This is a genomic window from Aquirufa aurantiipilula (assembly GCF_019923745.1).
Classification (GTDB): Bacteria; Bacteroidota; Bacteroidia; order Cytophagales; family Spirosomataceae; genus Aquirufa; species Aquirufa aurantiipilula.
The window spans coordinates 237,669-263,994 of the sequence record NZ_JAANOG010000002.1 but is presented as its reverse complement, the minus strand read 5'-3'; the positions used below and the strand labels follow the sequence as shown (position 1 = coordinate 263,994).

22 protein-coding genes and 1 tRNA gene are annotated in these 26,326 nt (G+C 36.9%); 13 read left to right on the top strand and 10 right to left on the bottom strand.

The annotated features are described in order from the left end of the window. Positions 1-43: 43 nt before the first annotated feature. The 3 genes from gldG (at position 44) to G9H60_RS03015 (ending at position 3,440) form a co-directional block, all read left to right on the top strand. Positions 44-1,720 carry a gliding motility-associated ABC transporter substrate-binding protein GldG gene (gene gldG / locus G9H60_RS03025; protein ID WP_223142630.1) on the top strand — a complete coding sequence of 559 codons (1,677 nt, stop codon included), beginning with the start codon at positions 44-46 and terminating at the stop codon, positions 1,718-1,720. A 94-nt stretch (positions 1,721-1,814) separates the two neighbouring features. Further along, complete coding sequence (gene dnaN / locus G9H60_RS03020) at positions 1,815-2,939, top strand: DNA polymerase III subunit beta (protein ID WP_223142629.1); 1,125 nt, start codon at positions 1,815-1,817, stop codon at positions 2,937-2,939. An 81-nt stretch (positions 2,940-3,020) separates the two neighbouring features. Beyond that, on the top strand, positions 3,021-3,440 hold the full coding sequence (locus G9H60_RS03015) for a thioredoxin family protein (protein ID WP_223142628.1): 420 nt from the start codon (positions 3,021-3,023) through the stop codon (positions 3,438-3,440). 527 nt (positions 3,441-3,967) lie between these two features. Here G9H60_RS03015 and G9H60_RS03010 read toward each other — a convergent pair. Beyond that, positions 3,968-4,783, bottom strand: coding sequence for a TerC family protein (locus tag G9H60_RS03010; protein ID WP_223142627.1), 816 nt, complete (start codon positions 4,781-4,783; stop codon positions 3,968-3,970). A gap of 150 nt (positions 4,784-4,933) precedes the next feature. On the opposite strand from G9H60_RS03010, the gene G9H60_RS03005 reads away from it, so the two are divergent. Next, a tRNA-Val gene (locus tag G9H60_RS03005) sits at positions 4,934-5,008 on the top strand. A 151-nt stretch (positions 5,009-5,159) separates the two neighbouring features. Here G9H60_RS03005 and G9H60_RS03000 read toward each other — a convergent pair. After that, complete coding sequence (locus G9H60_RS03000) at positions 5,160-5,861, bottom strand: SGNH/GDSL hydrolase family protein (RefSeq protein WP_223142626.1); 702 nt, start codon at positions 5,859-5,861, stop codon at positions 5,160-5,162. A gap of 214 nt (positions 5,862-6,075) precedes the next feature. On the opposite strand from G9H60_RS03000, the gene G9H60_RS02995 reads away from it, so the two are divergent. Next, on the top strand, positions 6,076-7,080 hold the full coding sequence (locus G9H60_RS02995) for a proline iminopeptidase-family hydrolase (protein ID WP_223142625.1): 1,005 nt from the start codon (positions 6,076-6,078) through the stop codon (positions 7,078-7,080). Positions 7,081-7,209: 129 nt separating this feature from the next. Here the strand turns inward: G9H60_RS02995 and G9H60_RS02990 are convergent, their stop codons facing one another. The 4 genes from G9H60_RS02990 to G9H60_RS02975 all read right to left on the bottom strand — a co-directional run bounded on the left by G9H60_RS02990 (position 7,210) and on the right by G9H60_RS02975 (position 13,204). Next, complete coding sequence (locus tag G9H60_RS02990) at positions 7,210-7,737, bottom strand: lipocalin family protein (RefSeq protein ID WP_223142624.1); 528 nt, start codon at positions 7,735-7,737, stop codon at positions 7,210-7,212. A gap of 206 nt (positions 7,738-7,943) precedes the next feature. Next, positions 7,944-9,056, bottom strand: coding sequence for an HNH endonuclease domain-containing protein (locus tag G9H60_RS02985; protein WP_223142623.1), 1,113 nt, complete (start codon positions 9,054-9,056; stop codon positions 7,944-7,946). 451 nt (positions 9,057-9,507) lie between these two features. Further along, positions 9,508-11,037, bottom strand: a complete 1,530-nt coding sequence (locus G9H60_RS02980) for a sulfatase family protein (RefSeq protein ID WP_223142622.1) — start codon at positions 11,035-11,037, stop codon at positions 9,508-9,510. Between the two features lie 244 nt (positions 11,038-11,281). Then, a complete protein-coding gene (locus tag G9H60_RS02975; protein WP_223142621.1) occupies positions 11,282-13,204 on the bottom strand; it encodes an FAD-dependent oxidoreductase in 1,923 nt (640 codons plus the stop codon). Positions 13,205-13,595: 391 nt separating this feature from the next. On the opposite strand from G9H60_RS02975, the gene G9H60_RS02970 reads away from it, so the two are divergent. The 3 genes from G9H60_RS02970 (at position 13,596) to G9H60_RS02960 (ending at position 17,343) form a co-directional block, all read left to right on the top strand. Next, positions 13,596-15,137 (top strand): arylsulfatase, encoded by a 1,542-nt coding sequence (locus tag G9H60_RS02970; RefSeq protein WP_223142620.1) that lies wholly within the window; start codon positions 13,596-13,598, stop codon positions 15,135-15,137. A 665-nt stretch (positions 15,138-15,802) separates the two neighbouring features. Continuing rightward, positions 15,803-16,219 carry a hypothetical protein gene (locus G9H60_RS02965; protein ID WP_223142619.1) on the top strand — a complete coding sequence of 139 codons (417 nt, stop codon included), beginning with the start codon at positions 15,803-15,805 and terminating at the stop codon, positions 16,217-16,219. 230 nt (positions 16,220-16,449) lie between these two features. Further along, positions 16,450-17,343: a dioxygenase family protein gene (locus tag G9H60_RS02960; protein WP_223142618.1), complete on the top strand. Its 894-nt coding sequence runs from the start codon at positions 16,450-16,452 to the stop codon at positions 17,341-17,343. A 77-nt stretch (positions 17,344-17,420) separates the two neighbouring features. Here the strand turns inward: G9H60_RS02960 and G9H60_RS02955 are convergent, their stop codons facing one another. After that, positions 17,421-18,884, bottom strand: a complete 1,464-nt coding sequence (locus G9H60_RS02955; RefSeq protein WP_223142617.1) for a sulfatase — start codon at positions 18,882-18,884, stop codon at positions 17,421-17,423. Between the two features lie 239 nt (positions 18,885-19,123). Continuing rightward, complete coding sequence (locus G9H60_RS02950; protein WP_223142616.1) at positions 19,124-19,696, bottom strand: zeta toxin family protein; 573 nt, start codon at positions 19,694-19,696, stop codon at positions 19,124-19,126. 217 nt (positions 19,697-19,913) lie between these two features. Between G9H60_RS02950 and G9H60_RS02945 the strand changes: the two genes are divergently transcribed. Then, positions 19,914-21,395 carry a cryptochrome/deoxyribodipyrimidine photo-lyase family protein gene (locus G9H60_RS02945; RefSeq protein WP_223142615.1) on the top strand — a complete coding sequence of 494 codons (1,482 nt, stop codon included), beginning with the start codon at positions 19,914-19,916 and terminating at the stop codon, positions 21,393-21,395. 74 nt (positions 21,396-21,469) lie between these two features. Here the strand turns inward: G9H60_RS02945 and G9H60_RS02940 are convergent, their stop codons facing one another. After that, on the bottom strand, positions 21,470-22,192 hold the full coding sequence (locus G9H60_RS02940) for a DoxX family protein (RefSeq protein WP_223142614.1): 723 nt from the start codon (positions 22,190-22,192) through the stop codon (positions 21,470-21,472). Between the two features lie 168 nt (positions 22,193-22,360). Here G9H60_RS02940 and G9H60_RS02935 point away from each other — a divergent pair, with 168 nt between their 5' ends. Continuing rightward, positions 22,361-23,398, top strand: a complete 1,038-nt coding sequence (locus tag G9H60_RS02935) for an endo-1,4-beta-xylanase (protein ID WP_223142613.1) — start codon at positions 22,361-22,363, stop codon at positions 23,396-23,398. A gap of 17 nt (positions 23,399-23,415) precedes the next feature. Next, entirely contained in the window at positions 23,416-23,619 is a 204-nt protein-coding gene (locus G9H60_RS02930) for a hypothetical protein (protein ID WP_223142612.1), read from the top strand. A gap of 24 nt (positions 23,620-23,643) precedes the next feature. Here G9H60_RS02930 and G9H60_RS02925 read toward each other — a convergent pair whose 3' ends face one another. Further along, on the bottom strand, positions 23,644-24,810 hold the full coding sequence (locus tag G9H60_RS02925; protein ID WP_223142611.1) for a helix-turn-helix domain-containing protein: 1,167 nt from the start codon (positions 24,808-24,810) through the stop codon (positions 23,644-23,646). 140 nt (positions 24,811-24,950) lie between these two features. Here G9H60_RS02925 and G9H60_RS02920 point away from each other — a divergent pair, with 140 nt between their 5' ends. Beyond that, positions 24,951-25,466, top strand: coding sequence for an ester cyclase (locus tag G9H60_RS02920; protein WP_223142610.1), 516 nt, complete (start codon positions 24,951-24,953; stop codon positions 25,464-25,466). A 19-nt stretch (positions 25,467-25,485) separates the two neighbouring features. Further along, entirely contained in the window at positions 25,486-26,211 is a 726-nt protein-coding gene (locus tag G9H60_RS02915; protein ID WP_223142609.1) for a hypothetical protein, read from the top strand. Positions 26,212-26,326 lie beyond the last annotated feature (115 nt).

Genomic DNA, 26,326 nt, shown 5'->3' with positions numbered 1-26,326 from the left:
CTGCAAGGAATGCTTTTCTTGTTTGAAACGAATACGATCCTAAATGAAACTGACAAAAAACGGCTTGTGGGTAATCTTGATTGGCTTGGGTATTTTACTCATCGTGATAAGTCCTACCTTGCATTTACGTTGGGATTTAAGTGAAGAGAAGAAGTTTACCTTGAGTGAATCTTCTGTAACAGTATTGCAGTCATTGGATGGCCCTATTTCGATTAAAGTCTATTTAGGAGGAAGAAATCTTCCTGGAGGCTTTAAAAGACTTGAAAAAGCTTTATTGGAACTGTTGGATGATGTACGAGCACAAAGCCCACAGCGCATCGATATTGAGCAAATAGATGTATATAAAACCTATCCCAAGGAGAAAGATCGACAAGCGTTGATCTTTTATTTGGATTCCTTGGGCATTCCTCCTACTAATGTGGTGAATCAGGAAGATGGGCAACAAGTTCAGCAATTGATATTCCCAGGAATTGTTATTGAGAAGTCGGACCGTCAAGCAGCCATTCTCCTATTGAAAGGAAATAAACTGACGAGTCCTCAAGAAGTATTGAACCAATCCATTGAAGGATTGGAATATGAATTAATGCAGGGGATTAGGCAAGTTCAGGATAATCAAGAAAGGAAGAAAATTGGTTTCTTTTTAGACCATAGTCAAGTACCGGCAATTAAGCAACTGGATTTAATTGCGCAATTGAAAAAATCATACGATTTATATCCAGTTGACCTATCCCAATCACTTACTTTGGATGGCTTGGATGCCATTTGTGTGATACAGCCTTCCATCAAATTCTCCACGGAAGATCAATATAAAATAGATCAATTTTTGGTGCAGGGAGGGAAAGGCCTATTCTTCCTGGATGGGGTTAGAATTGATACCTTAGATAAACAGGGCTTGATTGTGACGTCCCAAGACCTGGGCTTACAGAATCTACTATTTCAATATGGGATAAGATTGAATGCCAATTTGGTTAAAGATGCGCAATTGTGTGGAGCTATCCCATTGGCTGTAGGTAATTTTGGTAATCAGGCCAATTTAGAACTAATGCCTTGGCCTGCTTTCCCCCTATTGAATGGAAATCCGAATTCAGTGATTACGAAAAACTTAGATGCCATCTATGGGCGTTTTGTTTCAAGTTTAGATACGATTCAAAGTGGACAAAGCTTAAAGAGAACTGCTTTATTGAAAACAAGTCCGTATACGCAAGTGCAAAAGACACCTGCTACCCTCCCCTTTTCGGCATCGGGTAAAGAATTTGATCCTGCCAAATACCAAGGAGGATCGCAGGTCATATCGTACATGCTGGAAGGTAAATTCCAATCTGCTTTCACCAATCGAATATTACCCACTGAAAAATTAGCGAAACCATTTCTAGCCAAAAGCGATCAAGCGGGTGCCTTAATCATCGTGGCAGATGGCGATATCCCATTGAATGGTATTGACCCTAGCACCAAGGCTCCTTTACCTTTGGGATTTGATACTTTTGCCAAACATACTTTTGCAAATAAGGACTTTGTTTTGAATGCTTTTCATTACTTGTTGGATGATCAACAAGCTTTATTGGCAAGAAATAAACATGTTCGATTAAGGCCTTTGGATAAAGTGAAAGTCAAGGAAGAAAAAAGCTTTTGGCAGGGTATAAATTTAGCTATTCCGATTGCTTTTGCGGGAATTATCAGTCTTTTGGTCGTACTGTACCGAAAGAAAAAATACAATGCTTGAAACCTTTGGTAGAATACCTAAATTATTTTAACTTCAAGGTTTGAATGCACCTGCAGGTGCCTTTATCTCAAATACTCTTAAAACCATCATATACATGAAATTTCTTGTAGCTTCTAGTGTTCTTCTCAAACAAATCTCAGCCATCAATGGGGTTGTTGCGAGCAATCCAATCATTCCTATTTTAGAGAATATTTTAGTAGAATTGGAGGGCAATCAATTGACCTTGACAGCTTCAGATTTGCAAACGGTGATGACCACCACTTTGGAAGTAGAAGGCGCAGAAAATGGATCTATTGCACTTCCTGCTCGATTATTGTTGGAAACCCTACGTAGCTTACCTGAGCAACCGGTGACTATTTCAGCAGATCAAGGTACTTTTGGTGCTGAAATTTCGACACAGAATGGTCGCTTTAAGTTGAGCGGAGAAAACCCAATCGACTTCCCTCGTATTCCAGAAGTAGCTAAAAATCAATCCATTAGCTTATCATCTTCTGTTTTGGGAGAAGCCATTGCAAATACGCTTTTAGCTGTTTCCAACGACGATATGCGTCCAGCTATGACGGGAGTTTTGATTCAAATGATGGGAGATCATACCAATTTTGTAGCAACAGATGGACACCGTTTGGTACGTTACCGTAGAACGGACATTCGTCCAGAAGCACAAAGCAGCTTAATTCTACCTAAAAAAGCCTTGTCTTTGTTGAAATCTACTCTACCGATGGACGATACCACGGTAAAAGTAGAATTTAGCCAGTCGAATGCTTTCTTTACCTTCCAAAGCTTCTCATTGATTTGTCGAATTATCGACGAGCGTTTCCCAGAATATGAGAATGCTATTCCTAAGGAAAACAATGAGATTTTGACCATTAATAGAATGGAGTTTTTGAGTTCGGTAAAACGTATTTCGATTTATTCCAACAAGACAACACACCAGATACGTTTGAAACTGAGTGCTAATAAATTAACCCTTTCGGCAGAAGATTTAGATTATTCGAATGAAGCCAATGAGGTCTTAGCTTGTGAGTACGCAGGAAAAGATATGGAGATTGGATTCAACGCCAAATTGATATCTGAGTTATTGAGCAATTTAAGTGCCAAGTATGTGGACATTAAATTGAGTGAGCCAAATAAAGCTGGTTTAATTATTCCATCGGATCAAGATGAGAACGAAGATGTGTTGTTGTTGGTGATGCCAGTGATGTTGAACTCGTATAACTAAGTTATACGTGTTTAGGGATTAGTGATTAGATAATTTAAACAATACTATTTCGTTTAGAAATCAACATTTTAATCAAAAACAATGAAATCTATATTTTTAACAGGTCTATTATTTATTTCTCTCGCTTCCTTTGCAAAAACTGGTGAAGGAGAAGGTATTGAGTTTTTTCATGGGTCCTTCAAGCAAGCATTAGCGAAGGCTAAGAAAGAGAATAAATTAATCTTTTTTGATGCCTATACTTCTTGGTGTGGCCCATGCAAGGTATTGAAAACCAAAGTATTTCCTGACAAGGAATTGGGAGAATACATGAATGCCAAATTCATTTCCATTGGTGTGGATATGGAGGCGGGTGAAGGCCCACAATTGGCCAATATGTATCCAGTGGAAGGATATCCTACTTTGATGTTCATGGATGCTGCGGGTAAAGTAAAAAAGAAAGTTTTAGGTTTACCCAGAGGCGGTGCTAAGGAATTATTGACTGTGGCTAAGACGGTTAAATAGTTAACTCAACAAGATTTATTAATTGATATTTAAATTATAAAAGGCCAAATTCTTCATTGAATTCCGGCCTTTTATATTTTACAATCACATTTTCTCACTTTAACATTCTTTGGTCTTTCTTTTTTTTCATAAAAAAGAAAACCGAAGGTACTTGCTGAAATTAAAGTTTGATAGATTCTAAGGTTATTAGTCTGTCATCACAATCACCAAATAAGCACTTTGTTAAGCATATAATGCTAAGGTATTTCTTTTTTTTATAAAAAAAGAAACAAAAAAACGGAATCAATACGGTTAATCCTGAGACGAATTCTGCTGCGCAGAACCGATGTCCACTCCGCATACGGCTTTAATCTTTGACGCTTAGCACTTACTAACGCACGGGGTCAAAGATGCGCCTTCCGCTTCGCTCATGCTCTGTTTCCATCTTTCGTTGGGATTAACCTTTTTAGTTGTTAGAAATTAGGGATTAATTATTAGAATAAAAGGCTTCCACCATTTATAATTCATCATTTATCATTTACAATTAATTAAATTATTCCCTTCTCTTCCGCTTCATTTTTCACATCACGAATTTCTACGGCTTTGGTGGATTTCTTACGCATTTTGATGTTGATGAATTCCACAAATAGGGAGAATGCAATTGCGAAGTACAAATAACCTTTAGGGATTTGACCGATGCTATTTCCTAGTATGACGAATTCGGAGTCATGACTAGCTTCAGCGATGAGCATAAAACCGATCATGATGAGGAAGGAAAGGCCTAAGACTTGTAAGGAAGGGTGTTGGTTCACGAAACGACCGACAGGGCCTGAGAATCCCATCATGATGAAGATGGAAATAATGACTGCGGTTATCATGATTACGATTTCGTTGGTAAGACCGATGGCTGTTAGAACGGAGTCAATGGAAAAGACCAAATCTATCAGTGCTATTTGAGTAACGACTTGAGCAAATTTTGCTTTGACGCTTTTCGGTTTTCCATCGGCATGATGTTCCTCCCCTTCGAGCTTTTGAAAGATTTCATTGGTGGCTTTATACAAAAGGAACAGACCACCCACAAATAGAATGATGGCTTGTCCGGTTGGAGCTACAGAGAGCCAGTCGGAACTAAAATGCCAGAAAGGTTTTTGCAGAGATATTAAATAAGAGAGACCGAGCAAGAGCATAACGCGGAAAGCCATGGCTAGGATTAGACCAAGGTTCCGAGCTTTGGCTTGTTGGTCTTCGGGTAATTTATGGGCGGTTAGGGAGATGAAGATGATATTATCAATACCCAATACAACTTCCAAAAAAGTTAGGGTTAATAAGCTAAGTAGTCCGTTGATAGAAAAAAGGTGATCCATATAAATATTTTTATGAATGTAAAGATGCTGGCTTTCTGCGAGATAGCCAACAATTAATAAAATAGCTGAAAAATTTCTACATTTTTTTCTAGACAGCACTTGCAAAAAGCCAAAAAAACACGGATATTTGCAAACCAATTCAACGGAAAGGGTCTTATAGCTCAGCTGGTTCAGAGCACCTGCCTTACAAGCAGGGGGTCCTAGGTTCGAATCCTAGTGGGACCACACCCTTCAAAAACCTCATCGAAAGATGGGGTTTTTGTGTTTTAGGGCAGTAGTAGCAATTGGGTAGAATGAGAGTAGTTTTCAATCAAATAATAATCTGCTTCAAATCAATCAATTGCCATATCTCCGTATTTAAGTAAGACCTATCTAATCAATAAATCAAATAATTGGCATAAATTAATTCTGCCCATTTACTATAAGCCAAACCTGAGGGATGTAACCCATCCTGAGCTACCCAATCAGGATAATTCTTGGCTGCCCTACCTAATTCGGTGATATCTAAATAAATACATTTATTTTGAAGTGCGATTTGTTTATTAATACCATTGAACCAATCAAGTTCTCTCCTAATCTTCAAGGTGTCCAATTGCCTACCAATAGGTGTTAAACTATAATCTGGTATGGAAAGGACAAAAACCCTCCCTTGATCTCCGCCGGCCAATTCAATGGAACGATTTAAGATGTTAGTAAAATTTTTCCGATAGGCACTCGTGTCTATCCCTTGATATTGATCATTCACACCTATCAATAAAGAAACAAAATTATGCCCTTCTACATTTTGCTCCCCCATGGATGAAAGCAAATCAGCACTTGTCCAACCCGTTTTTGCCAAGTAAGTCAATCGCTTGGTTTGAATAAATTTCATTTTCAATAATTCAAGGGCTTGCTTTGGAAATCGTTCAGATGGATTAACCCCTTGTCCTATGGTATAGGAATCTCCCAAGGCTAACCATGAAATGCCCACTGAATCTTTTTGAACAATCATGCGCTGAGGCAAAACAATTTCAGATTCAATGGCTTTCTGACAAGAAAAGCTAAGAACGACCAAGAAAAGAAAGACGCAAAACTTCATTCGGTAAGAACCATCGCAAAGGTTAATTGTTTACACCTCAAGTACATTGAGTGATTGGTCAATGAAAAGAATGCTTATCCTAGAAAATTGACTTGGCGAATTCAGATTAAAAAAGATCACCAATAATTTTTACCTTAAAAATGATTTTCCAATCAAACTAAGTTTATGTTTACAAAATCAAATTAAAAATTGAATATTCTAAATCTATCATATCATGATAAAATATCTACTATTTAGTTTGTCATTTTGGGCCCTCATTTCTTGTTCCCAATCATCCGAAAATCTTTCCAATTACTTTAGCTATCCTGATAGTTTAGAAGCAGCGGGAGTAAAAATGATTCCTATTACAACCCCCAAAGGCACATTTAAGGTTTGGACAAAACGATTTGGCAACAATCCAAAAATCAAAATCTTATTATTACACGGAGGACCAGCCATGACTCATGAATACATGGAATGTTTTGAGACCTTTTTTCAAAGAGAAGGATTTGAATTTTACGAATACGATCAATTAGGCTCATATTATAGTGATCAACCAGCGGATTCGACACTTTGGAATACAGAGCGTTTCGTAGAAGAGGTGGAACAAGTTCGAAAAGCAATTGGTGCTGATGAGTCGAACTTCTATATTATTGGTAATTCCTGGGGTGGTATTTTAGGGATGGAATATGCACTGAAATACCAAAAGAATATGAAAGCATTATTGGTATCCAACATGGTAGCCAGTGCTCCTGAATATGGAAAATATGCAGAGACCGTTTTGGCCAAGCAAATGGATCCAAAAGTTTTGGCTGAAATAAGGGCGATTGAGGCAAAGAAGGACTTTAATAATCCTCGCTATATGGAATTACTCATTCCAAACTTTTACCATGAGCACATTTGCCGACTTAAAGAGTGGCCAGATGCCTTGAACAGATCATTAAAACATGCCAATGGCTCTATTTACGTGCAAATGCAAGGACCCAGCGAATTTGGCATTAGTGGATTATTAGCTAAATGGGATATCAAAAATCGTTTGAAAGAAATAGCTATCCCAACCTTAATGATAGGTGCCAAATACGACACCATGGATCCTAAAGCCATGGAAGAACAAAGCAAAATGGTTCAACAAGGAGAATACCTCTATTGTCCAAACGGCAGCCACCTAGCAATGTGGGATGACCAAAAAATCTATATGAATGGAGTGATTTCATTCATCAAAAAGGTGAACGAAAAATGATTCTATTGAATTTTCAGAGTAAACCACCTCCAACGAGGTGGTTTTTTATTTTATTCAACAGTAAAAATTCTGATAGTCAGATTTTGCTTCCCATCAAAAATGGTATTCAACAGGAGATTTCGACAAACACTAAAGCTTATCTAACCAAATTAAATCACTGGTTTTATAGCCAATCTTCTCAGCTATTCCGAGGTACTCCTTTTTGATATGTTCCGGGATTGTTTTTTTCCTGGATAAAATCCATAAATAGGACAGCTTCTCTCCAGCTACTAGGGCATATTGATAATTGGAGTCGAGGGCTACTACATTGTATCCTCCATAAAATGGACCAAAAAAGGAGACTTTCAACATCCCAACGTTTTCCTTGCCAACGAACTTAGCTTTTCCAACTGACTCCTTCCATATTTTTTTAAAGGGTTCATAACCTCTATTGACCACCTTAATACTTCCATCTTCATTCAAAGAATAATTGGCAGTGGTATTGATAAGATTTTTTTCAAAATAAAAATCCAATCGAGCTACCTCATACCAAGTGCCTAGGTATTTAGACTTGTCAAAATTCACTACGGCTTTGGCTCCCTCCGGAATAGTAGAGGCAGAACATGCCCCAAAGAGGACCGAAAAAGTAATGCATAATAACAAATGGTATAGCTTCATTTTAATATATATGACTGTTTGATTGAACCAAATAAGTAAACATACAAATGCTGATAAAGTTAAAAACGATTTTACTATCCAATTTCCAAGTAAGGATATTTTCTTAATTATCACTCTGTTTAAAGCTTTAAAAAGCCTAGTAAATTCTCCATTTGAAAATCAAAAAAACCTCTCAAAAGTAGGTATCAATGAGGGAATAGGTCAACTCATCTACCATTCCAAGCCTCAAATCCCCTGTTTTCAATTAAATAATTACAACAATTTTGAAGCTGAGAAATCCCAACTGTTTTCCATTCAGAAAATGAATGATTGCCCAGCAAACTTACCTGCATTTCTTTTTGAAATCTTATCTCCTGATTTTTCCGAATAATTTCCCAATAGTCAAGAATCATATTCCTTTGTTTTTCTATTAATTCAGGAGATGGTATTTTATCCCTTTTTTGCTTATTAATTTTGGCATCCGAAGGAAGTAAATTCCAGAGATCATTATTTTTCCAAATAGAGAAAGGAATTAAATGGTCTATGTCATAGGAATAAATCTTCTTTCCAGTCCAAACGCAGTAAACGCTACCAACATGTTCTAGGGAATTTTTATGGATTCTTTTGGATTCTGTAATATTTCTTTCGGTGATCGGGCCTTTTAATACATCTTCAAGTACATGACTCATAGAAATTCTCCTTCCTGAAGCATTGACTGAAAACTCTGCCCATTTAAAAAGTAAAGAATCTTGTCCATTTATAAAACTGCCTAATATTTTAAATGCTTCAAAATATTCAATAGAAATTGAAAATGTCCCCTCCCCTTCAATTATACTCTCTAAATCAATACAAGGATAATTTCGACGCCTAGCCTGTTCGACTCTAAAAATGGAATAATATTCTTTACTTAAAGATCTACCCAGATAATACATGGGCATTTTTGTGATTGTTTCGCCTAACTTTCGAACTAATTTTCCAAATTTTTCTTGTGCGTTGATTGGGATACCTTTACTTTTAAAATCGTTGTAAAATGACGAAAATCCACCTCTTAGATGATAAAATTGAATTAGTTCTTCAAACTGTTTATGGAAAGCCAAATTAGCATTTCCATTAATTTGTGGAATGTAAATATTTGACTCTAAAATTGGGTAATAATATAAAAGCCACTTTTCAATCATTAAACCCATTGGAATATGAACATGAGTTTCTTTCTGATGAATGTAAGGTGAGTTTTCAAGAATTATATCAATTACTCCCCTCAACAATGCAAATTTATAAGTCGAAGTCTTACTATCTCGTTCAATTATTTTACTTATGTTGTAAAATACCTGCTGATTCATTATCGCTATTTAAATTTTACAAGGAATTAAAATATACAAGGAAAGGCTAATGGCCTCTAAAATTTTAAGATTTACTCAAAAATGCTTTTAATTTCAAACTGTTGCAATTTTTAGTTAAAACCTAGTAACAGTTATTTTTAAAATAGCGAAGAAATCTAATTTATTATTTTGCTAGATAAATTATAATATCAGAGTCATATACAAATTAAGATTAATTTTATTGCTCAAATAATACACTTATCAAGTGTTAGTAAATGTAGAAATAATCAAGATCAACTAATAATTGAACCTCCTTAAATGCGGTTTATCTATTATTTTGGTTTCATGAAATTTTACGATTTATAAAATACTTGAGATATTCGAGTCAAATAGTGAAAAATATTTCAAAAGTATCTAGAGTACCATAAACCATAGATATGACATGTTTTTGATTTTAAAATAAAGTTTTTGTTCAGAAACTTTTCTTGTCCTTTATCCCTTGTAATATTCCTGATAATTCTTTGACTAATTCAGGGTGCTGAGTGGCTAGATTGTTCTGTTCTCCTTTATCTGCATTGAGGTTATATAGCTGTGGCAAGGTACTATTGGCTAATTCAATATTAACCAGTTTATTGATGGATGGCCCCGCATTGGGTTCAATGTATTTCCACTCCCCCTTAACAATAGCCACCGAATTTATTCCCTGCTTCACAAGTACTTTTCTGCCTTCAGGACTTTTCCCAAGCAATACATTCAACATATTCTCACTATCGGGCGCCTCATTTGTTTTTAATTTTTGATTAAAAAAATGGGCAAAAGAAGCAATGAAATCAATCTGGGAAACCATAGCATCGGATACTTGTGCTTTGATTTTTCCTGGCCAGCTAATGAGCATAGGAACACGCGTCCCTGCTTCATAGGTACTATATTTGCCTCCTCGAAGTCCGCCCCAAGGTGTATGTCCATTTAACTGAGTAACAGCACCATCTTCATAACCATCATCCAGTACTGGGCCATTATCGCTCGAAAATACAATCATGGTGTTTTTTTCAATCCCCAAATTCTGTAATTGACTCATTATTTCTCCAACAGTCCAATCTAACTGCAAAATAGCATCTCCTCTTAATCCCAGCCCACTTTTACCTTTAAACATGGTTGAAGGCATACGCGGCACATGGGGTTCAGTTAGTGCATAAAATAAAAAGAAAGGATTGGCCTTATTCGTTTCAATAAATTCTTTGGCCTTGGTTAAAAAAGTAAGCGGCATTTCTTCATCTGTCCAGCGTGCCAGTTTCCCTCCACTCATGTACCCTATTCTGCCAATTCCATTCACGATGGTATTATTATGCCCGTGATTGGGAGAAGATTGCATTTTTAATAATTCAGGGTTTTCCAAGCCTGTAGGATCATTCCCAATTTTATGGTTATAATTAACTTCGATTGGATCTTTTGCATCCAATGCTACCACGTAATTATTTTCAACAAAAACCGTAGGGACCCTGTCAGCCGTAGCGGGGAAAATAAAGGAATAATTAAAGCCTACCTCATTGGGTCCAGGGCTTATTTTTTGGTTCCAATTTTTTTGAACCGTATTACCCAAACCAAGATGCCATTTACCAACCAATCCCGTTTTATAGCCTTTTTGTTGAAATAAAGAAGGAAGCGTTAATCTATCTGTAGGAATAATTAATGCGGCATCTCCAGGCAAAATGCCTGTTCCCGATTTACGCCAAGGATACTGCCCTGTCATGAGTGCATATCTTGAGGGCGTACAAGTACCGGAGGTGGCATGGGCATTCGTAAAACGTATTCCACTTTTGGCGAGTTTGTCGAGATGCGGAGTTTTAATTTTTGTTGCTCCATAGCTACCTAAATCCCCATATCCCAAATCATCTACATAAATGAAAACTACATTGGGTCGGTCCGCATTCTTTTGTGAATAACCTTTGTAGGCAAAAAGCAGACTCATTAAAATAAATAAGCAATATCTTACACGCATCATTCTTGTTTTTTAAGTTACGCTGAAGTACTTGGTTTCTTCAAATCCTGAAAGGTCTACCATGGAATATATCTTCCTCTCAAGGAGATAATTTATGGGTAAATAATCAGTTCACTAGCTTGATTTGTATGTTTTGGTATTTATAATGCCGTTTACATGGAAGTTATTTCATTAACTACATGAAGATGGATTTAATTTGAACGCTTTACATTTCATTTTTAAGTCAAAGCTCATTTTTCCATAAAAACTACACTACCTTTTTACCGGGTTGACTTAATAATTTGATTAGCTCAGGTAAATACTGCTCATAAACTTGTCTAGGAGAGGCTGCATTTTTGACGCAAATGGAAGCTGCTTTACCGACCACTTCTCCCATCATGCCGCAGGTTCTCATGACGCGTACAGGTCCTAAACCGGTTTTAGTGACACTAATATTTCTGCCAGCCATAAATAAATTGGAAATATTCCGACTGTACAATGTTCGATAAGGTGCCCAATACAAGTTTCCATATTGATACTCCTTCCCTCTCGTATAGTCTGCCACAAATTCATTCCCCTCAAATCCTGACTTAAATTCCGTTTTAGGAGAATGTAAGTCTACATGCCATGAACAAGGAAATGCGGCATCGGAGAATTTTCTTTGAGATTTAAAATCCACTGCATCCAGCACCACATCTCCCATTAATCTGCGCGATTCTCTTTTCCCAGCAATGTAAGCTGACCACCCTAGTCGATGGTTAGGATACATTTTATCGACATTTTTTATAGCATCCCATGCCCCATACATGGCTCTAAAATTATGATCCCGAATCAATTCAATATCATTGACCTGGTCCTTATTAAATCCACTTTCCCAATACCACATGTTCGCAAAGGATTGTAATCCTTCTGAACCAAAGGTTTTGACTCCCTTTCTTCCAGGGAATGGTTTATCGCTTAAATCCAAAGCCCAGGGACACCTTGGAAATGGCTGGGCATAATTTCCCACTTCGCATTTCAAGGCCAAAGCACTTTTATCTTTGCATTCACATTTCAAAACCTCTTCTTTGTTGGTCGCATCTAAGACATTGAATAAGTTGGAACTCCCCATCAGATTCTCCACTTTATATTCATAATCAGCACCAGCCTTAAATCCCAAGGTGGCATCCCCTGTGCAATCCGCAAAAAAGGAAGCTTTTATTTGCAATTGCCTTCCTGTCCGAATATGCTGAATCACAATAGAGCTTATTTTATCTCCTGTTTTCATAACCTCCACCGCTCTATTTTCAATGAATAAAGTGATATTGGGTTCTTGGATTACTTTTTGATACTTCAATTGATCATCATAGTATTCCGCACTTACCCCATTCAAAACCTGACCTGAACCTTTGGTAATTGGGGGCAATATCTCCGAAACAATATCACCAATATGAGGATATGGTTCTTTATTGGTATGCCCTTCTGGCCATACGCGTACTTCTGAACTTCCATTGCCTCCTAATACGGGCCTATCTTGTACTAAAGCTACTTTTGCTCCATTTCTTGCTGCCGAAATAGCAGCACATGTTCCGGCTAATCCGCCTCCTACTACAATGAAATCAAAGGTTCCGCCAAAATCTGGATTTTGAGGTAAACCATTCAAATTCCTTCTAAATTTGGTTAATGCCTGTATGTCATTCGTTGGAATAAAACTAAGGTCTTTGCAAAATAATATAGCCTCACATCTACCCTCAAAACCTGTCAAATCATGTAAAGCTAGTTTAGCATTTTTCCCCACTTTTACGGTTTTCCCATCATGCCAATGCCAATCTGCACTTTTGGTACCAAAAATTTCTTTAACAGGTTTATCATTAATTTTTAATTGGAACTTACCCGGTGCCCCTGGTGCATTCCATGGAGCCACCCAATCTCGGGTGCGTACCCAAACACGGTATGTCCCCTCTGATGGAAATGTAATATGGGTAATGGCATCTTCTACGGGAATACCTAAGCCATGGGCTAATAAATATGGACTGCCCATCCGCTCCATGGATTGTTGATCAATATTCCATCCTCCAAAATGATCAAACTGCTCTGCTTCTACAAATACAAATTCGTTGGAATTTGATCCAAAGGCCTTCGATAAATTTCCAGCTAACAAAGCCAAGCTTGTATTACCTAGTATTCCAATAAAATTTCTTCTTTTCATCATGGTTATAACTTACATCAACAAATCATAATTGCTTGCTATCTACCTTAGGCCAAGAAGTAAAATAATAGAAAATTATGTAAATCCCTGAGCATTAAGTTATACAAATCTTTCTAATTCTTCTTGAATCATTCGAATCCAACAAAGGGATTAGGATTTCAGTTAAATTTTCCGAATTAAATATATGATTTTTCAACCTGTTTTTGATCCATAGAAAAAAGGCTTTACTCCGTATTAAATTTTTGAACTATAAAATAAGCAATACAATCACCGCGCGATTGGAGTTAAATAGAAAGTCAAAAATACCGAAATCAGAGAAGGTGAAATCAGAAACAATACTCGCATAGATCCATATTTTCTACTTAAATTTCAGGATTGATATCCATGAAAAACCATGAAAAAATTCCTCCTTCTTAGCCTTTTATATCTTGTATTTCAGCCAATTGTATACGCACAAAAAACTCGTCCAAATGTCATCATTATCTTAGTTGATGATATGGGATTCAGCGATATTGGATTATTTGGTTCAGAAATCAAGACACCGAACATCGATTTACTTGGAAAAAAAGGGGCTGTATTTACCCATTTCTACAACGCTGGCCGATGCTGTCCAAGTAGAGCTTCCTTATTAACGGGAATGTATCCACACCAAGCTGGGATGGGGGGCATGGTCATCACCGGTGATTACGATCGAACTAAAACCGGATCATATCAAGGGTTCTTGAATGTAAATACGCCCACCATTGCCGAAGAATTAAGGAAGAATGGGTATGCTACCTACATGACTGGGAAATGGCATGTTGGCGAAAAAAAGCCAGATTGGCCAAATCAAAGGGGTTTTGACCATTTTTATGGCTTGATTTCGGGGGCCAATAGTTATTATGAATTATTGCCAAAAAGACAGCTAATAGAAGATAATGAACCCTTTTCTCCTCAAGGAAATTACTATTTTACGGACGCTATTTCAGATAAATCAGTATCCTACCTACAAAAAAACAAATCCGCTGGAAAACCTTTCTTTCTATATGTAGCATATACGGCACCTCATTGGCCTATTCATGCACCACAAGATTTGATAAATTCCTATAAATCCAAATACACCCAAGGTTGGGAAGCTTTGCGAAAACAACGATTTGAACAACAACAGAGATTAGGGCTACAGGTGAGCGGAAATTCTTTACCTCCTTCTGACCCTAAGCTAGCGTCATTTGAAAAAGAAACTGATAAAAATACTTGGATTGAAAAAATGGCAACATACGCCGCCATGATGGATAAAATGGATCAAGGAATAGGTAAAATTATCCAGGAATTAAAAGCCAATGGCACATTTGATAATACAGTCATTTTCTTCCTTTCTGATAATGGGGCCTGCCATGAAACTTTGGATGATCGTTCTTCCAAAGACCTAGGTCAAGAAAAGTTCAATGCTTCATTAAGCGCAAAAATAGGTGCACCAGGAAGCTATACCACCTATGGAAAAGAATGGGCTTATGCCAGCAATACTCCTTTCCGCATGTATAAACATTGGATGCATGAAGGCGGAATTTCAACTCCATTACTAGTTTCTTACCCTAAGGCAATCAAACAACACATACAAACTGACCAAGTGGGACATATCATGGATATTTTCCCAACCATCATGGAGTTAACACAAAGCAAGTCTTCCAAACCCGTTGAAGGCAAAAGCTTAGTACCCATTTTTAGTCGTAGTAAAAGGGATACTCAACCCTTCATCGCTTGGGAGCATTTGGGAAATAGAGCCATCAGAGAGGGTGATTGGAAGCTAGTTTGGGACAATGAAATTAAAGCATGGGAATTGTACAATGTCCGAAAAGACAGAATTGAGACGACGAATTTGGCCAAATCAAACCCAGATAAATTCAACTATCTCTTGGCTAAATATGAGGAATGGGCTAGTAAAATGCAGGTTAAATAACTTTAAAAAATATTGCAATTTATGTAGACTATTCACCACGTTTTTTTCAAAAATTAAGACTTCCTATTTTCTCTCAAATGGCAAAGTTGAAAACCAAGATAAGGGAAGAAAATGAGCTAAAATCCAAACATGGAGGTCATAAAATTCCTTCCTAATAAATTCAAGAATTACATGATTATGGTAAAATAAGTATCACAAATACTTATTTTAATCTAGTTGATAGCCTTATCTGTTTTATCAAAAATTTGATATATATACTTCTTTTTATACTATTGTATATACACGTATATTAATTGCCACAAAATGAACGACTTAGGATGAATTAATAACCTATAAAACTTAAAACTATGGGAACGAATTTGAAACTAGAAAAAACACTTTACCAAAAGGGTTACCTCTACTTTATTGTATTTTTTATGTTCATGATTTGGGGCTTTTGGTTTACCTATTTTTCCAAATTGGGCGAGCAGGGAAATTATCGTTTACACTTCCATGGTATCACCTTAATTTTATGGTGCTTGATGTTGATCGTGCAGCCATGGCTGATCCGATCAAAAAAAGTTGCCCTCCATAAAAAGGTGGGGCTTTTTTCTTATTTGCTCGTACCAATACTTCTGTTTTCAACCACCGACCTGTTAAAATTCAGGTTATCGGATGTAAAACAGATGAGCCCCTATTTAAACTTTGCTACAGCACTTGTACTGAATGCCCTGCTAGTTTTTGTCATACTATATGCCCTAGCCATTTACCATAAAAATAAAGGAACCATTCATGCCAGGTACATGCTTTGCACGGCTTTCCCCATGATTCCACCCATCACTGACCGCATCATTGCCTCTAATTTTCCATATTTGTTAAAATACCTTCCTACCTTAGAAGGTTACCCATTAGTCCCCATATATAGCTTTGCCATCGTAGATATTTTGTTACTTTTTTTATGTATCTGGGACTTTAGATCGCATAAGCGCTGGAACGTTTTCCCCTTTGTCCTCTTACTTTTAGTGGGATACCACCTTTCGGTTTTAAACTTTTACAAATTTGCATTTTGGGCTAAATTCGGTGACTGGTTCTTGGCTCTTTGAGACAACTCTCCTGAAAATAGTACATGAAATAATTAATCCAAAAACACATTTCAGACCCCAAATGCATGGAAAAAATAAAACTCAGTAAACGCAAAAAATCGATTAAAATTAGTTCTCAAGTAAAATAAGAGGCTTTTATATTCAAAAAGCAGTTTAGAAGCTAAGCTAAAAGCCAAAATAAATAAAGGAAATTCATGGGCCTATTTCATATCCTTTAAAAAAGAAAAATCATGCAAAGAAGAACATTTATTAAAAACTCCACTTTATTTGCGGCGGCGGTAAGTACCAATGGTTTTATCCACTTTGATGGCAAACAGTTTATAGGTGATTGTGCAACTACAAGCGATATATTGGGACCCTATTATCGACCTTACAGCCCCCTTCGAAATAACCTAATCGTGAAAGGTCAAACTGGAAATCCAATTGAATTAAGTGGTATTATCCGACACAAAGATTGTATAACTCCTTACAAAAAAGCGAAAATAGAGTTGTGGCATTGTGACAACAAGGGTGTTTATGACAATTCATCTAATGAGTACCGTTATCGAGGAACAAGCTATTCAGATGAACATGGAAAATATTCATTTAAGACTATTTTACCCGTGGCTTATGATGCAGGAGGTGGACATATAAGACCTGCACATTTTCACTTAATGATTACTGCAGAAGGCTATCAGCCATTAGTAACACAATTGTATTTCTCTGGTGATAGTCATATCCCTAAAGATATGTACGCCTCTTCATCTGAAGCAAAAAACAGAATATTGGACACTGAAACCTTATCGGATGGAACAAAAAAAGTGTTGTATCATGTCAGTATGTCCAAAACCTTAGCAGCTGAAGCCGCAACTATAGATAAATTGACAGGTATTTATGTCGATGAAAAAGACAAATCCAAGAAAATTGAACTCTTTCAAAAGAACAAATGCCTTTGGATGAAGAACGAAGTATTTGGGGAAAATTTTGAATACGTTGGCAATAATACTTTTGAATATCCAGCTATGCCAAAAGGAATGTACGCAACGCTGTACTTTGAAATAATGCCCAATGAAGTGATAAAACTTACGTATAATTACGTAGATGACGATTTAGTGAAACATAGCTCTGTTTCTATCAAAGAATAGCTACCATTTTAAGCTAATGACATGCTATGGTAATATTCAAATAACAGAAAGTAGCCATGCTAATTATCAATCTCAAATTACCGTATTTCCACCACCATCCCTGTTTTTTTATCTACTGGCATAGGGGCTTGATGCTGAATTAAATAAGATTTTAATAATTGTGAGAGTTGTTGACATTGACCAGGGAATTTAGCCGCTAAATCAAATTTCTCCTCCATATCTTGGGAAAGATCATACAACTCCTTTTGGCCTGTACGTAAATCATATACCAATTTAAAATTGCCTTGTCGAATGGCCGATTTATAATTAATACCTGGCCCATCCTGATCAATCCATTTGTTGGGATAATGCCAAACCAAAACCCGCTCAGCATCCTTTAACTTGGTGTCCTTTAAATAGGGAACCATACTTTTGCCATCTATATTCTGAAGTGGCTTTGTCCCCGTCAGCTTTGCCATTTGTAAGATTGTCGGAAATAAATCCTCCGCCATGACGTATTGTTCGGCCACCTGATTGGCTTGAGCTATACCTGGCCATTTAACCAACATAGGAATTCGAATTCCTCCTTCATAGACAGAGCCCTTCCCAGCCCTTAAAGGTAGGTTTTGCACATGTGCTTTCTTTCCTCTTGCCGGAGCTAAACTCAAGCCTCCATTATCACTCATGAAAAGAATGATGGTATTTTCTGCTACCTTTTTTTCTTGTAAATAAGCCATGATATCTCCTAAACTCTTGTCGACCCCTTCCACCAAACTAGCATATTTTGCCTCTGTAGAATCTAGACCGGCCGACAAGTACTTCTGAAAGAAACGAGCATCAGGCTGAATGGGGGTGTGAACTCCATAATGTGCTAGATTCAAATAAAATGGCTGTTTTCTTTGTATTGGAGACTCCAATGTTTTCATGGCCTCCAAGGTTAAAGCTTCTGTCAAAAAAATATCTGAACCATGGTATTCTTCCAGGTCAGGAACAGATTGGTAAGTCACCTTGCTAGGTAAATTGCCATAATTATCTTTCCCATAATAACTCTGTGGATGACCGGCCGCGTGGCCAGCTATGTTCACCTGAAAACCTAAATTATAAGGATTGGCTTGCGGTGTACCCGCTGCTCCCCAATGTGCCTTACCTACATGTATGGTAAAATAACCAGCTTGTTTCAGCAATTGTGGATAAGGAGTATATATTTGAGGGCTCAAACCATTGATTTTCCAAGAACTAGGACTGAATTGCTGATCTTCTGCATCACTGTTTTTATCCTTCAAGGGTGATGTCCAATTGGTCACCCCGTGATGAGCGGCATTCATCCCCGATATAAAACTGGTTCGTGTAGGAGTACAAACTGGCGTAGCATAGGCTTGATTGAATTTCACTCCTTGCTTGGCCAATTTAGCCATATTGGGCGTATGGTAATTGGGATTAAAGGCATCTGTCCAGCCCATATCATCCACAATAAAGGTAATAATATTGGGCTTCTTGGGAGCTTGTGCTAAAAGGACGATATTACCAATTATGCAATAGAATAAGAGTAATATTTTTTTCATCAGGATAATAGAATACAACAGAAAAAGCTTTGATCAGCCATGAATAGGTCGCAACTCCCAATCTTATAACCTTAGAAGTTTCTAATATGGAATAAAGATAACTTATGGTTTAACATGCACGACCTTATCTCCCTTAAGAACAACTAAATCAGATTTTTTTGCTTTTTTATATGCAATTAAGTCCTCTTTGACTTTGGACATACCCAACTCAATCTTCTCCATTATTAATGAAGTATTCTTTAGAGAGCTTGATTTAGTTGCTGCCATTTTTCAATATTTTTAATTTTGCAAATTCCGTCTTGATCTTTAGATGCCATGTAATCAGGTTCTGAATCTGAATTATCATAAATTAGCCATGCATCAACTAATGGCAAATATATATGAAACAAATTGGTAATTCCTGCTTTATAACGTCTTTCTATTACATTTTCAGGTATATGATGACCTCCTTCTTTTACTCGAGTAACAACCCTTTCTTTTGCAAGTTCAATTGTACGGAGCCAAAAAAACAATAGAATCACAATAAATCCATTATTCTGAGCTTCTATAATCAAATGTTGATACGTTTTGGCAGATAAAGTAGTCTCAAATGAAAATGACTCTCCTTCCAACAATAACTCATCAATTTTTGTAAGCATCATTCTTCCCGACTTAAATGCAACTTTCTCTGGTTTAGATGGAGATAAGGCATTAGCAATTTCATCTGCATTGACGAACTCTTTACAATCTAAAATTTCAGGTAATATCGTATTGGAAGCTGTTGTCTTACCCGCACCATTACATCCTGCAATGATATATAAATACTTTTCCATCGAATCAAAATACATACCTTTTGTATCCTATCGACTCAAAAAACTGATAATTACTCCTAATACTATTGATAATAAAAATCATATTGCCTCAAACAATTTTAAAAATATAATTCATACCAGTTTGTAATTAAATTTCTTGTCAAGTGCTAGCTAGAATATTACGAAGTCCTTAAAAACAATATTTTCCTCATCTAGTTAATCAAGTAAACAAATCCCCTTGAGTAAAGCGCCCATAAATTTAGTTTGGTTTAAACGCGATCTACGGTTTACCGACCATGAGCCCCTTTACCGTGCCCTAGAACAAGATATTCCTGTATTATTGGTCTATTTTTTTGAGCCTTCTTTGATCCAATATCCAGATAGCGATGTAAGGCATTGGCGTTTTGTGTATGAGTCTTTAACCGAAATGCAAGGTCGATTGGAGGATCGAAATGGAACATTGTATATTTTTCATCAAGAGGTATTGCCCGTATTGAATGCATTAAATGAGCACTACAGCATTCAAAGCATTTTTTCTCATGAAGAAATTGGCAATAACCTAAGTTTCCAGCGAGATAAAGACGTTCAGGTCTATTGTGATTTACATCAAATTCAATGGAAAGAAACTCCCAGCAATGGGGTTATTCGGAAGCTAGATTCACGAAAAAATTGGCAGAAAAGATGGGAACAAATCATGAATCATCCTCCCTATTTAGTTCGTGAGCACAACTGGAACCTCGTGCAATTACCCAATCAGCTTTACCATTCATTAAAAGGGGAAGAAATCCCCCATGAATTTACCATTCGGAATACCAAATTTCAAGAAGGTGGTGAATACTGGGCTTGGAAATACTTACAGAGTTTTGTACAAACTCGTCACATACATTACAGTAAATCCATTAGTAAACCAGAAGCAAGCCGTAGGGCATGTAGCCGTATTTCACCCTATTTGAGCTACGGAAACCTAAGTATGCGAATGGTGTACACCTTTACCAAACAACATTATTCCCAATCATCAAATCGCCGGTCATTACAAAATTTCATGTCAAGACTTAATTGGCATTGTCATTTTATTCAAAAATTTGAGGACGAATGTCGGATGGAATTTGAAGCCATCAATTTAGCTTACCAATCCTTAGTAAAAAAGCGAGATAATGAACTAATAAAAACATGGGAACGGGGACAAACGGGCATTCCTTTGGTAGATGCCTGTATGCGCTGTTTAGTAGAAACGGGCTATATCAATTTCCGGATGCGTGCTATGGTAGTATCCTTTTTTGTATTTAACCTTTGGCAAGATTGGCGGGACTTGGCTCATTTTCTGGCTCGACAATTCCTCGACTATGAACCAGGGATTCACTATCCGCAAATTCAAATGCAAGCTGGTATCACAGGTGTCAATACCATACGAATTTACAATCCCATTAAAAATTCCATGGAACATGATCCCGATGGTGTGTTCATTAAAAAATGGGTACCTGAATTACAACATGTTCCTCCAAGTATCATTCATGAACCTTGGAAAATGAGTGAAATGGAGCAGAAAATGTATCAAGTAAGCATAGGGCATGATTACCCATTACCCATCGTTGATGTAGAAATTTCACGTAAAGTAGCCTCAGATCAAGTTTGGGCGATTAGGAAAACCAAAGTCGCCAGACAAGAGGGTGCCAGAATTCTCCAAAAGCATGTCAATAATCCTAAAAATAGAAAAGTATAGGCGACAGGTAAAATATAAATCGAATGAATTAGATAGAAAGAAAATTCATTCCATTTTAACCCGAACGGCATCAGCTACTTTACTCCTTCAACCCCCAATTCGATTGCTTTTGCTTTTTCAAATTGATCCAAACAGGTCCGCAAATTATAGCCTCGCTTATAAATACAATCACAAAATTGCTTGGATGCTTGGGGTGTAGCACTGTCAAGACAGCCATTTGTACATTCTTCCATGGAATTACCCGGTCTAATGTCATACATGATTTGATTGACCCCTATGACCGTGGCTAAGGTTAATAGCACCAATGAAAAGAATATGTAGGGAAATTTATTTGTAGGGGAATGTTCTGGTTTAGCATGCAGCTCTTTATTAGATACGATAGCTTTGAGTCGTTGTAAATCCCAAACAAGCAGAAAAAAATTAGCTAATAGCATGAAAGTCACTATTCTAGTCCCTTCAAAACGAACCGAATAAGTTAACACGAAAATATTGATCATAATTGGAAAAGCAGCTATAGCCCCTAATAAAGTGGTCCTAGGGAATATTAATAAAATAGCCACCACCACTTGACCTATTCCAATGAAGGTATAATAAAAGCCTGTATCCAGTAAAGCATCAAAATAATGCCCTAAAGGGTGATTTGAAGGCAAGCCAGCGGCAAATCGTTCTCCGCTGATTTTCACCCAACCTGAAATAGCGAATGCTACAGCTAAACTAATTCGACAAAAAATGGCAAAATACCGATACCATCGATTCGATCTACTGTTTGAAATATGTTGTTCAAGCTTTTTCCACATGGCTATATCAATTCATTTCATAATGAATAACAAGATAGGCATCTGCTAAAAAACACGCTTTATTTTTTTCATTATTTTATCAATTAATATGTTGGGAATGAAAAATTATCAAACTTCTTATGGAATCATTTTCCCCAAAATTCCTACCTTGTGCAAAACCTATTGACCATGAAAAGAATCTTCACCTTACTTATTTTAGGCTTTTCTCCTTTACTTCAAGCACAGACATTTGATTCAAGTAAATATTTAAAACAAATTCTCCCCTTTCCTGTGGGCGCATCAGTAAATCCCCGTTTACTTGGAGAAAATACAATTTACCGCGGGGTGGTCGAATCAGAATTCTCCAGCCTTACAGCTGAAAATCACATGAAAATGGCCCTGATTCATCCCGAGTCTCATCATTTTGACTTTACTAAAGGAGATGAAATCGTAGCTTTTGCCAAGAAAAATAAAAGTCGAGTACATGGACATACCTTGGTATGGCACAACCAAACAGCACAATGGATGAAGGATTTTCAAGGAGATCAACAAGCTTGGGAAAATCTATTAAAAAACCATATTCAAACAATTGTTAAACATTATCAAGGACAAATAGTCGGATGGGATGTTGTGAATGAAGCCTTTTTAGATGATGGAAGCTTGAGACCAAGCATTTGGGCAGATCACATTCCTGATTACCTTGCCAAATGCTTTGTTTGGGCACATGAAGCGGACCCTCAAGTTTTGCTTTTTTATAATGACTATGGACAAGATGGAAAACCCAAAAAAATGGAGGCTATTTTGAACATGGTTCAAGATTTCAAAAAACGCCAAATCCCCATTGATGGTCTTGGCTTACAAATGCACATTTCCATCCAATCTAAAAACGAAGAAATCAAGCAAATAATCGAGCAGTCGACTGCTACTGGATTACGTATCCATTTTTCTGAAGTTGACATTGCTGTGAATCCGAAAAATAATCCAGATTTTGTCTTGGATGATACAATCTTACAAACACAATTCGACAAATTCCAATGGTTATTTTCTTCTTTTGGAGCTATTCCTCGTAAACAACAATATGGCATTACCTTTTGGAATGTAGGCGATAAAGATTCTTGGCTACGAGGTTATTTCAAAAGGCCTAAGGAATATCCTTTGCTTTTTGACGAGAACTACCAAAGGAAGTCGGCCTATCAGGAATTGTACCAAAGGCTAACAAAGAAATAAAAACTTACAGGTAACAGATGAATAGCAGCAAAAAATCAATATTTAGGTGGCTCATACAATCCGTTTCAGGGCTCCTACTAACAGGTTCGGGACTGTCCATGGCCATTGATGCAGGAATTTGTAAAATGCAGGGTGGTGAATGGTTTTGGTATGGAACTGGAGCTTTAGTCGTATTTCAAGCAGGTTTGTGTTTGATGATTGACTCTGTTCGCTTTAAATGATTCAGACTTCTAATTTTTTTACCTTTATTTTCCTTTTAATTCTTTCAAGTAAAAGCTGGGATTTACGCCGACATATTTTTTAAAGGCAACATAAAAAGTGGAGCGATTCGCAAAACCACTCTGGTATATATACGTTTCTAAGGTAAACTGATCCACATGGTCAACATGCGTTAAAAAATAATGGATCTTTAGTCGATTCAAAAACTCCACAAAACTGATTCCATAATACGTTTTAATGTACTTAGAAAATTTCAGTGGATTCTGATCCACCATTTTTGCCATCTTGGTCAAGTCACATTCAGGGTTTAAATAACAATACGACTCCTTCATCAGCCGATCCGTTTGCTGGATTGTTTCATCCTGCTGGTAATTGGGCAAAATTTGAGGACAAATTTTTTCCATTGGAGGGACTATCGTTTCGTTTTCATGCTTATTCGGAATGATGCAGCCATCCATGTTTTCTTGCACATTGGGCGAACTCATGAAATAAGTAAAAAGCGAAATGGCAATAGTACATTTGAAAATTTGAGATGGAGGATCAAATGAATAGCCCAATACTAGCGTGAGATATTGATAAAATTGCAGTAAAAAATACAGCATTACTGCAGCTGAAAGCAATTGTAACCATATCAAGGATTGCTTATTAATGAACGCAAATGGTGATGCATATCTCTTTTTTGATTGATAAATCATCCACAAACAGTAAATGCCATAACTGATACCAAACAATATGGAAACTGGTTGTACCATCCCTGGAGGAATCCAGCCAGCGGGCTTTTTCAGAAGGAAATTATTGTGCTCATAATACCCATCAATTATAGCCCTTTTCTCGGAAGCCGACATCAAAATGTCTGGCATAACCCCTATCAAAATAACCAAAGGAAATAAAAAATGTAGGTATTGATAGGACTTCCATTTTTGCTTTGGATGTAACATAGTCCAAACATAAAAGTACAGCAACGTGGGCACAAATGCCCTAACGATATTGGGTACACGTAACAAGAAAAGCATCTGATAAATTTGCTTGGATGTCAGAGCGAAAATATAAAACTCCAAAAAAACTAAGGAGAAAATAAGCAAAATGAGCCAATAGACCTTGGGATAAGTTCTAAAGCGCAAAAACAAATAAACCGAAAATAATACACCTATTCCGCTTGTCAAAAATGACAAATAGGGGACAAAGTCAAACATATCACTAGGGCTCGAATAAAACGATTGATGTATAAATATGGACAAAAAATAGATAAAACAAGACAAAATCTATGCTGTTTTTTTATTAATACCCAATTCGGTATCCTAATTTTCAACTGTCAACCAAACACTATATACCTATGAATAAAATTATTTATCTCCTCTTGGCTTCATCCATTCTACTGGCATGCGCTAAAAAAGAAGAAGCAAATTCTCCTAAAATGCCTAACCAAAATGGCTACACGGTGATTACGTCAGAAAACATTGACATGGTAAAGAAATTCAATGATTTAGCCATTGCCTTTGATACTGCAGCCATGAGAGCCATGTATTCCAGTCCAAAGGATACCATTAATGACAACTTGATGAAATTAACGGTAGGACAAAGCTTACAAAATCTAGCCCAACTGAATGCTGCTCACATTAAACCGACCATTAAAAAATATGGGGCATTATGGGAAACCATCAACGATGAACCGAATCCGAAAGGGGTCAAGAACTTTGTGATTGCTTATATCATCATGAATCTTAACAATGGAAAGGAATCAAAAGATGTGCTTTTACAACAAGTTTGTGCCATCAAGGATGGAAAAATTGTGGAGGAATGGGATGTCTATGATACCAAACCTTTTGAAGAATTAATGAAAGCGAAATAAAACAAAAACAAATAAAAAAATGAAGAAGATCCTACTATTGCTGGTCCTTTGTTTGATGAACACAGGCTTATTAGGGCAAGCCAGCACTGCCAATATCATGTATTACAAAGTTAAGCCTGGACAACGAGCTGCATTCAATGAAGCTTTAAAAAACCACGTAGCCAAATTTCGCAAGTTAGGGACACCTTATGCTTGGGCGGTATTCAATTTGATAGGTGGCAGCCACCACAATGAAGTAATGGCATTGTACAATATTGGAACATCCTGGGCTCAACGAGATGAGTTGAGTAATTTACCAAGCAACACAGAGGCTTCCAATGATTTTTATTTAAATGTTTCTCCCTACTTAGTGGGAGTAACAGGTGGTGAAATCATTAGCTATCAAGCAGACTACAGTAATTCAAGCCCCAGCGAACGTTCCTCCAAAATCCGATCCAATATCTTGACTTTAAAATATGCTCCTGCACAAGAATTTTGGGATGTCATTAAGCGCTTACCTAAAGCCTGGGATAAGGCTGGTATCAAAGTAGCTACTTACCAAACCTCTGGTATTAATCGTTTGATTTTCTCCCGCCGATTCCCCAATGGATGGAAGGAATTAGATGAAGCCCCTAAATTAAAAAATGCTTATGATGAGATTTATGGAAAAGGTGCCTATGAAAAAGACATTGCCATCATGCGAAATTATGTGGTTGAAAATGAAACGGTATTCATGACTTTACAACCTGATCTATCCTCTAAATAATCTTCTACTCCCTGTTCTATTTTTAATCCAAACCCCATCTTACTGATGGGGTTTTTTATTTAGCACGACTGTTTTGAAAAAGACCAAATCATATACCTTTCTATCGACTTGCTAA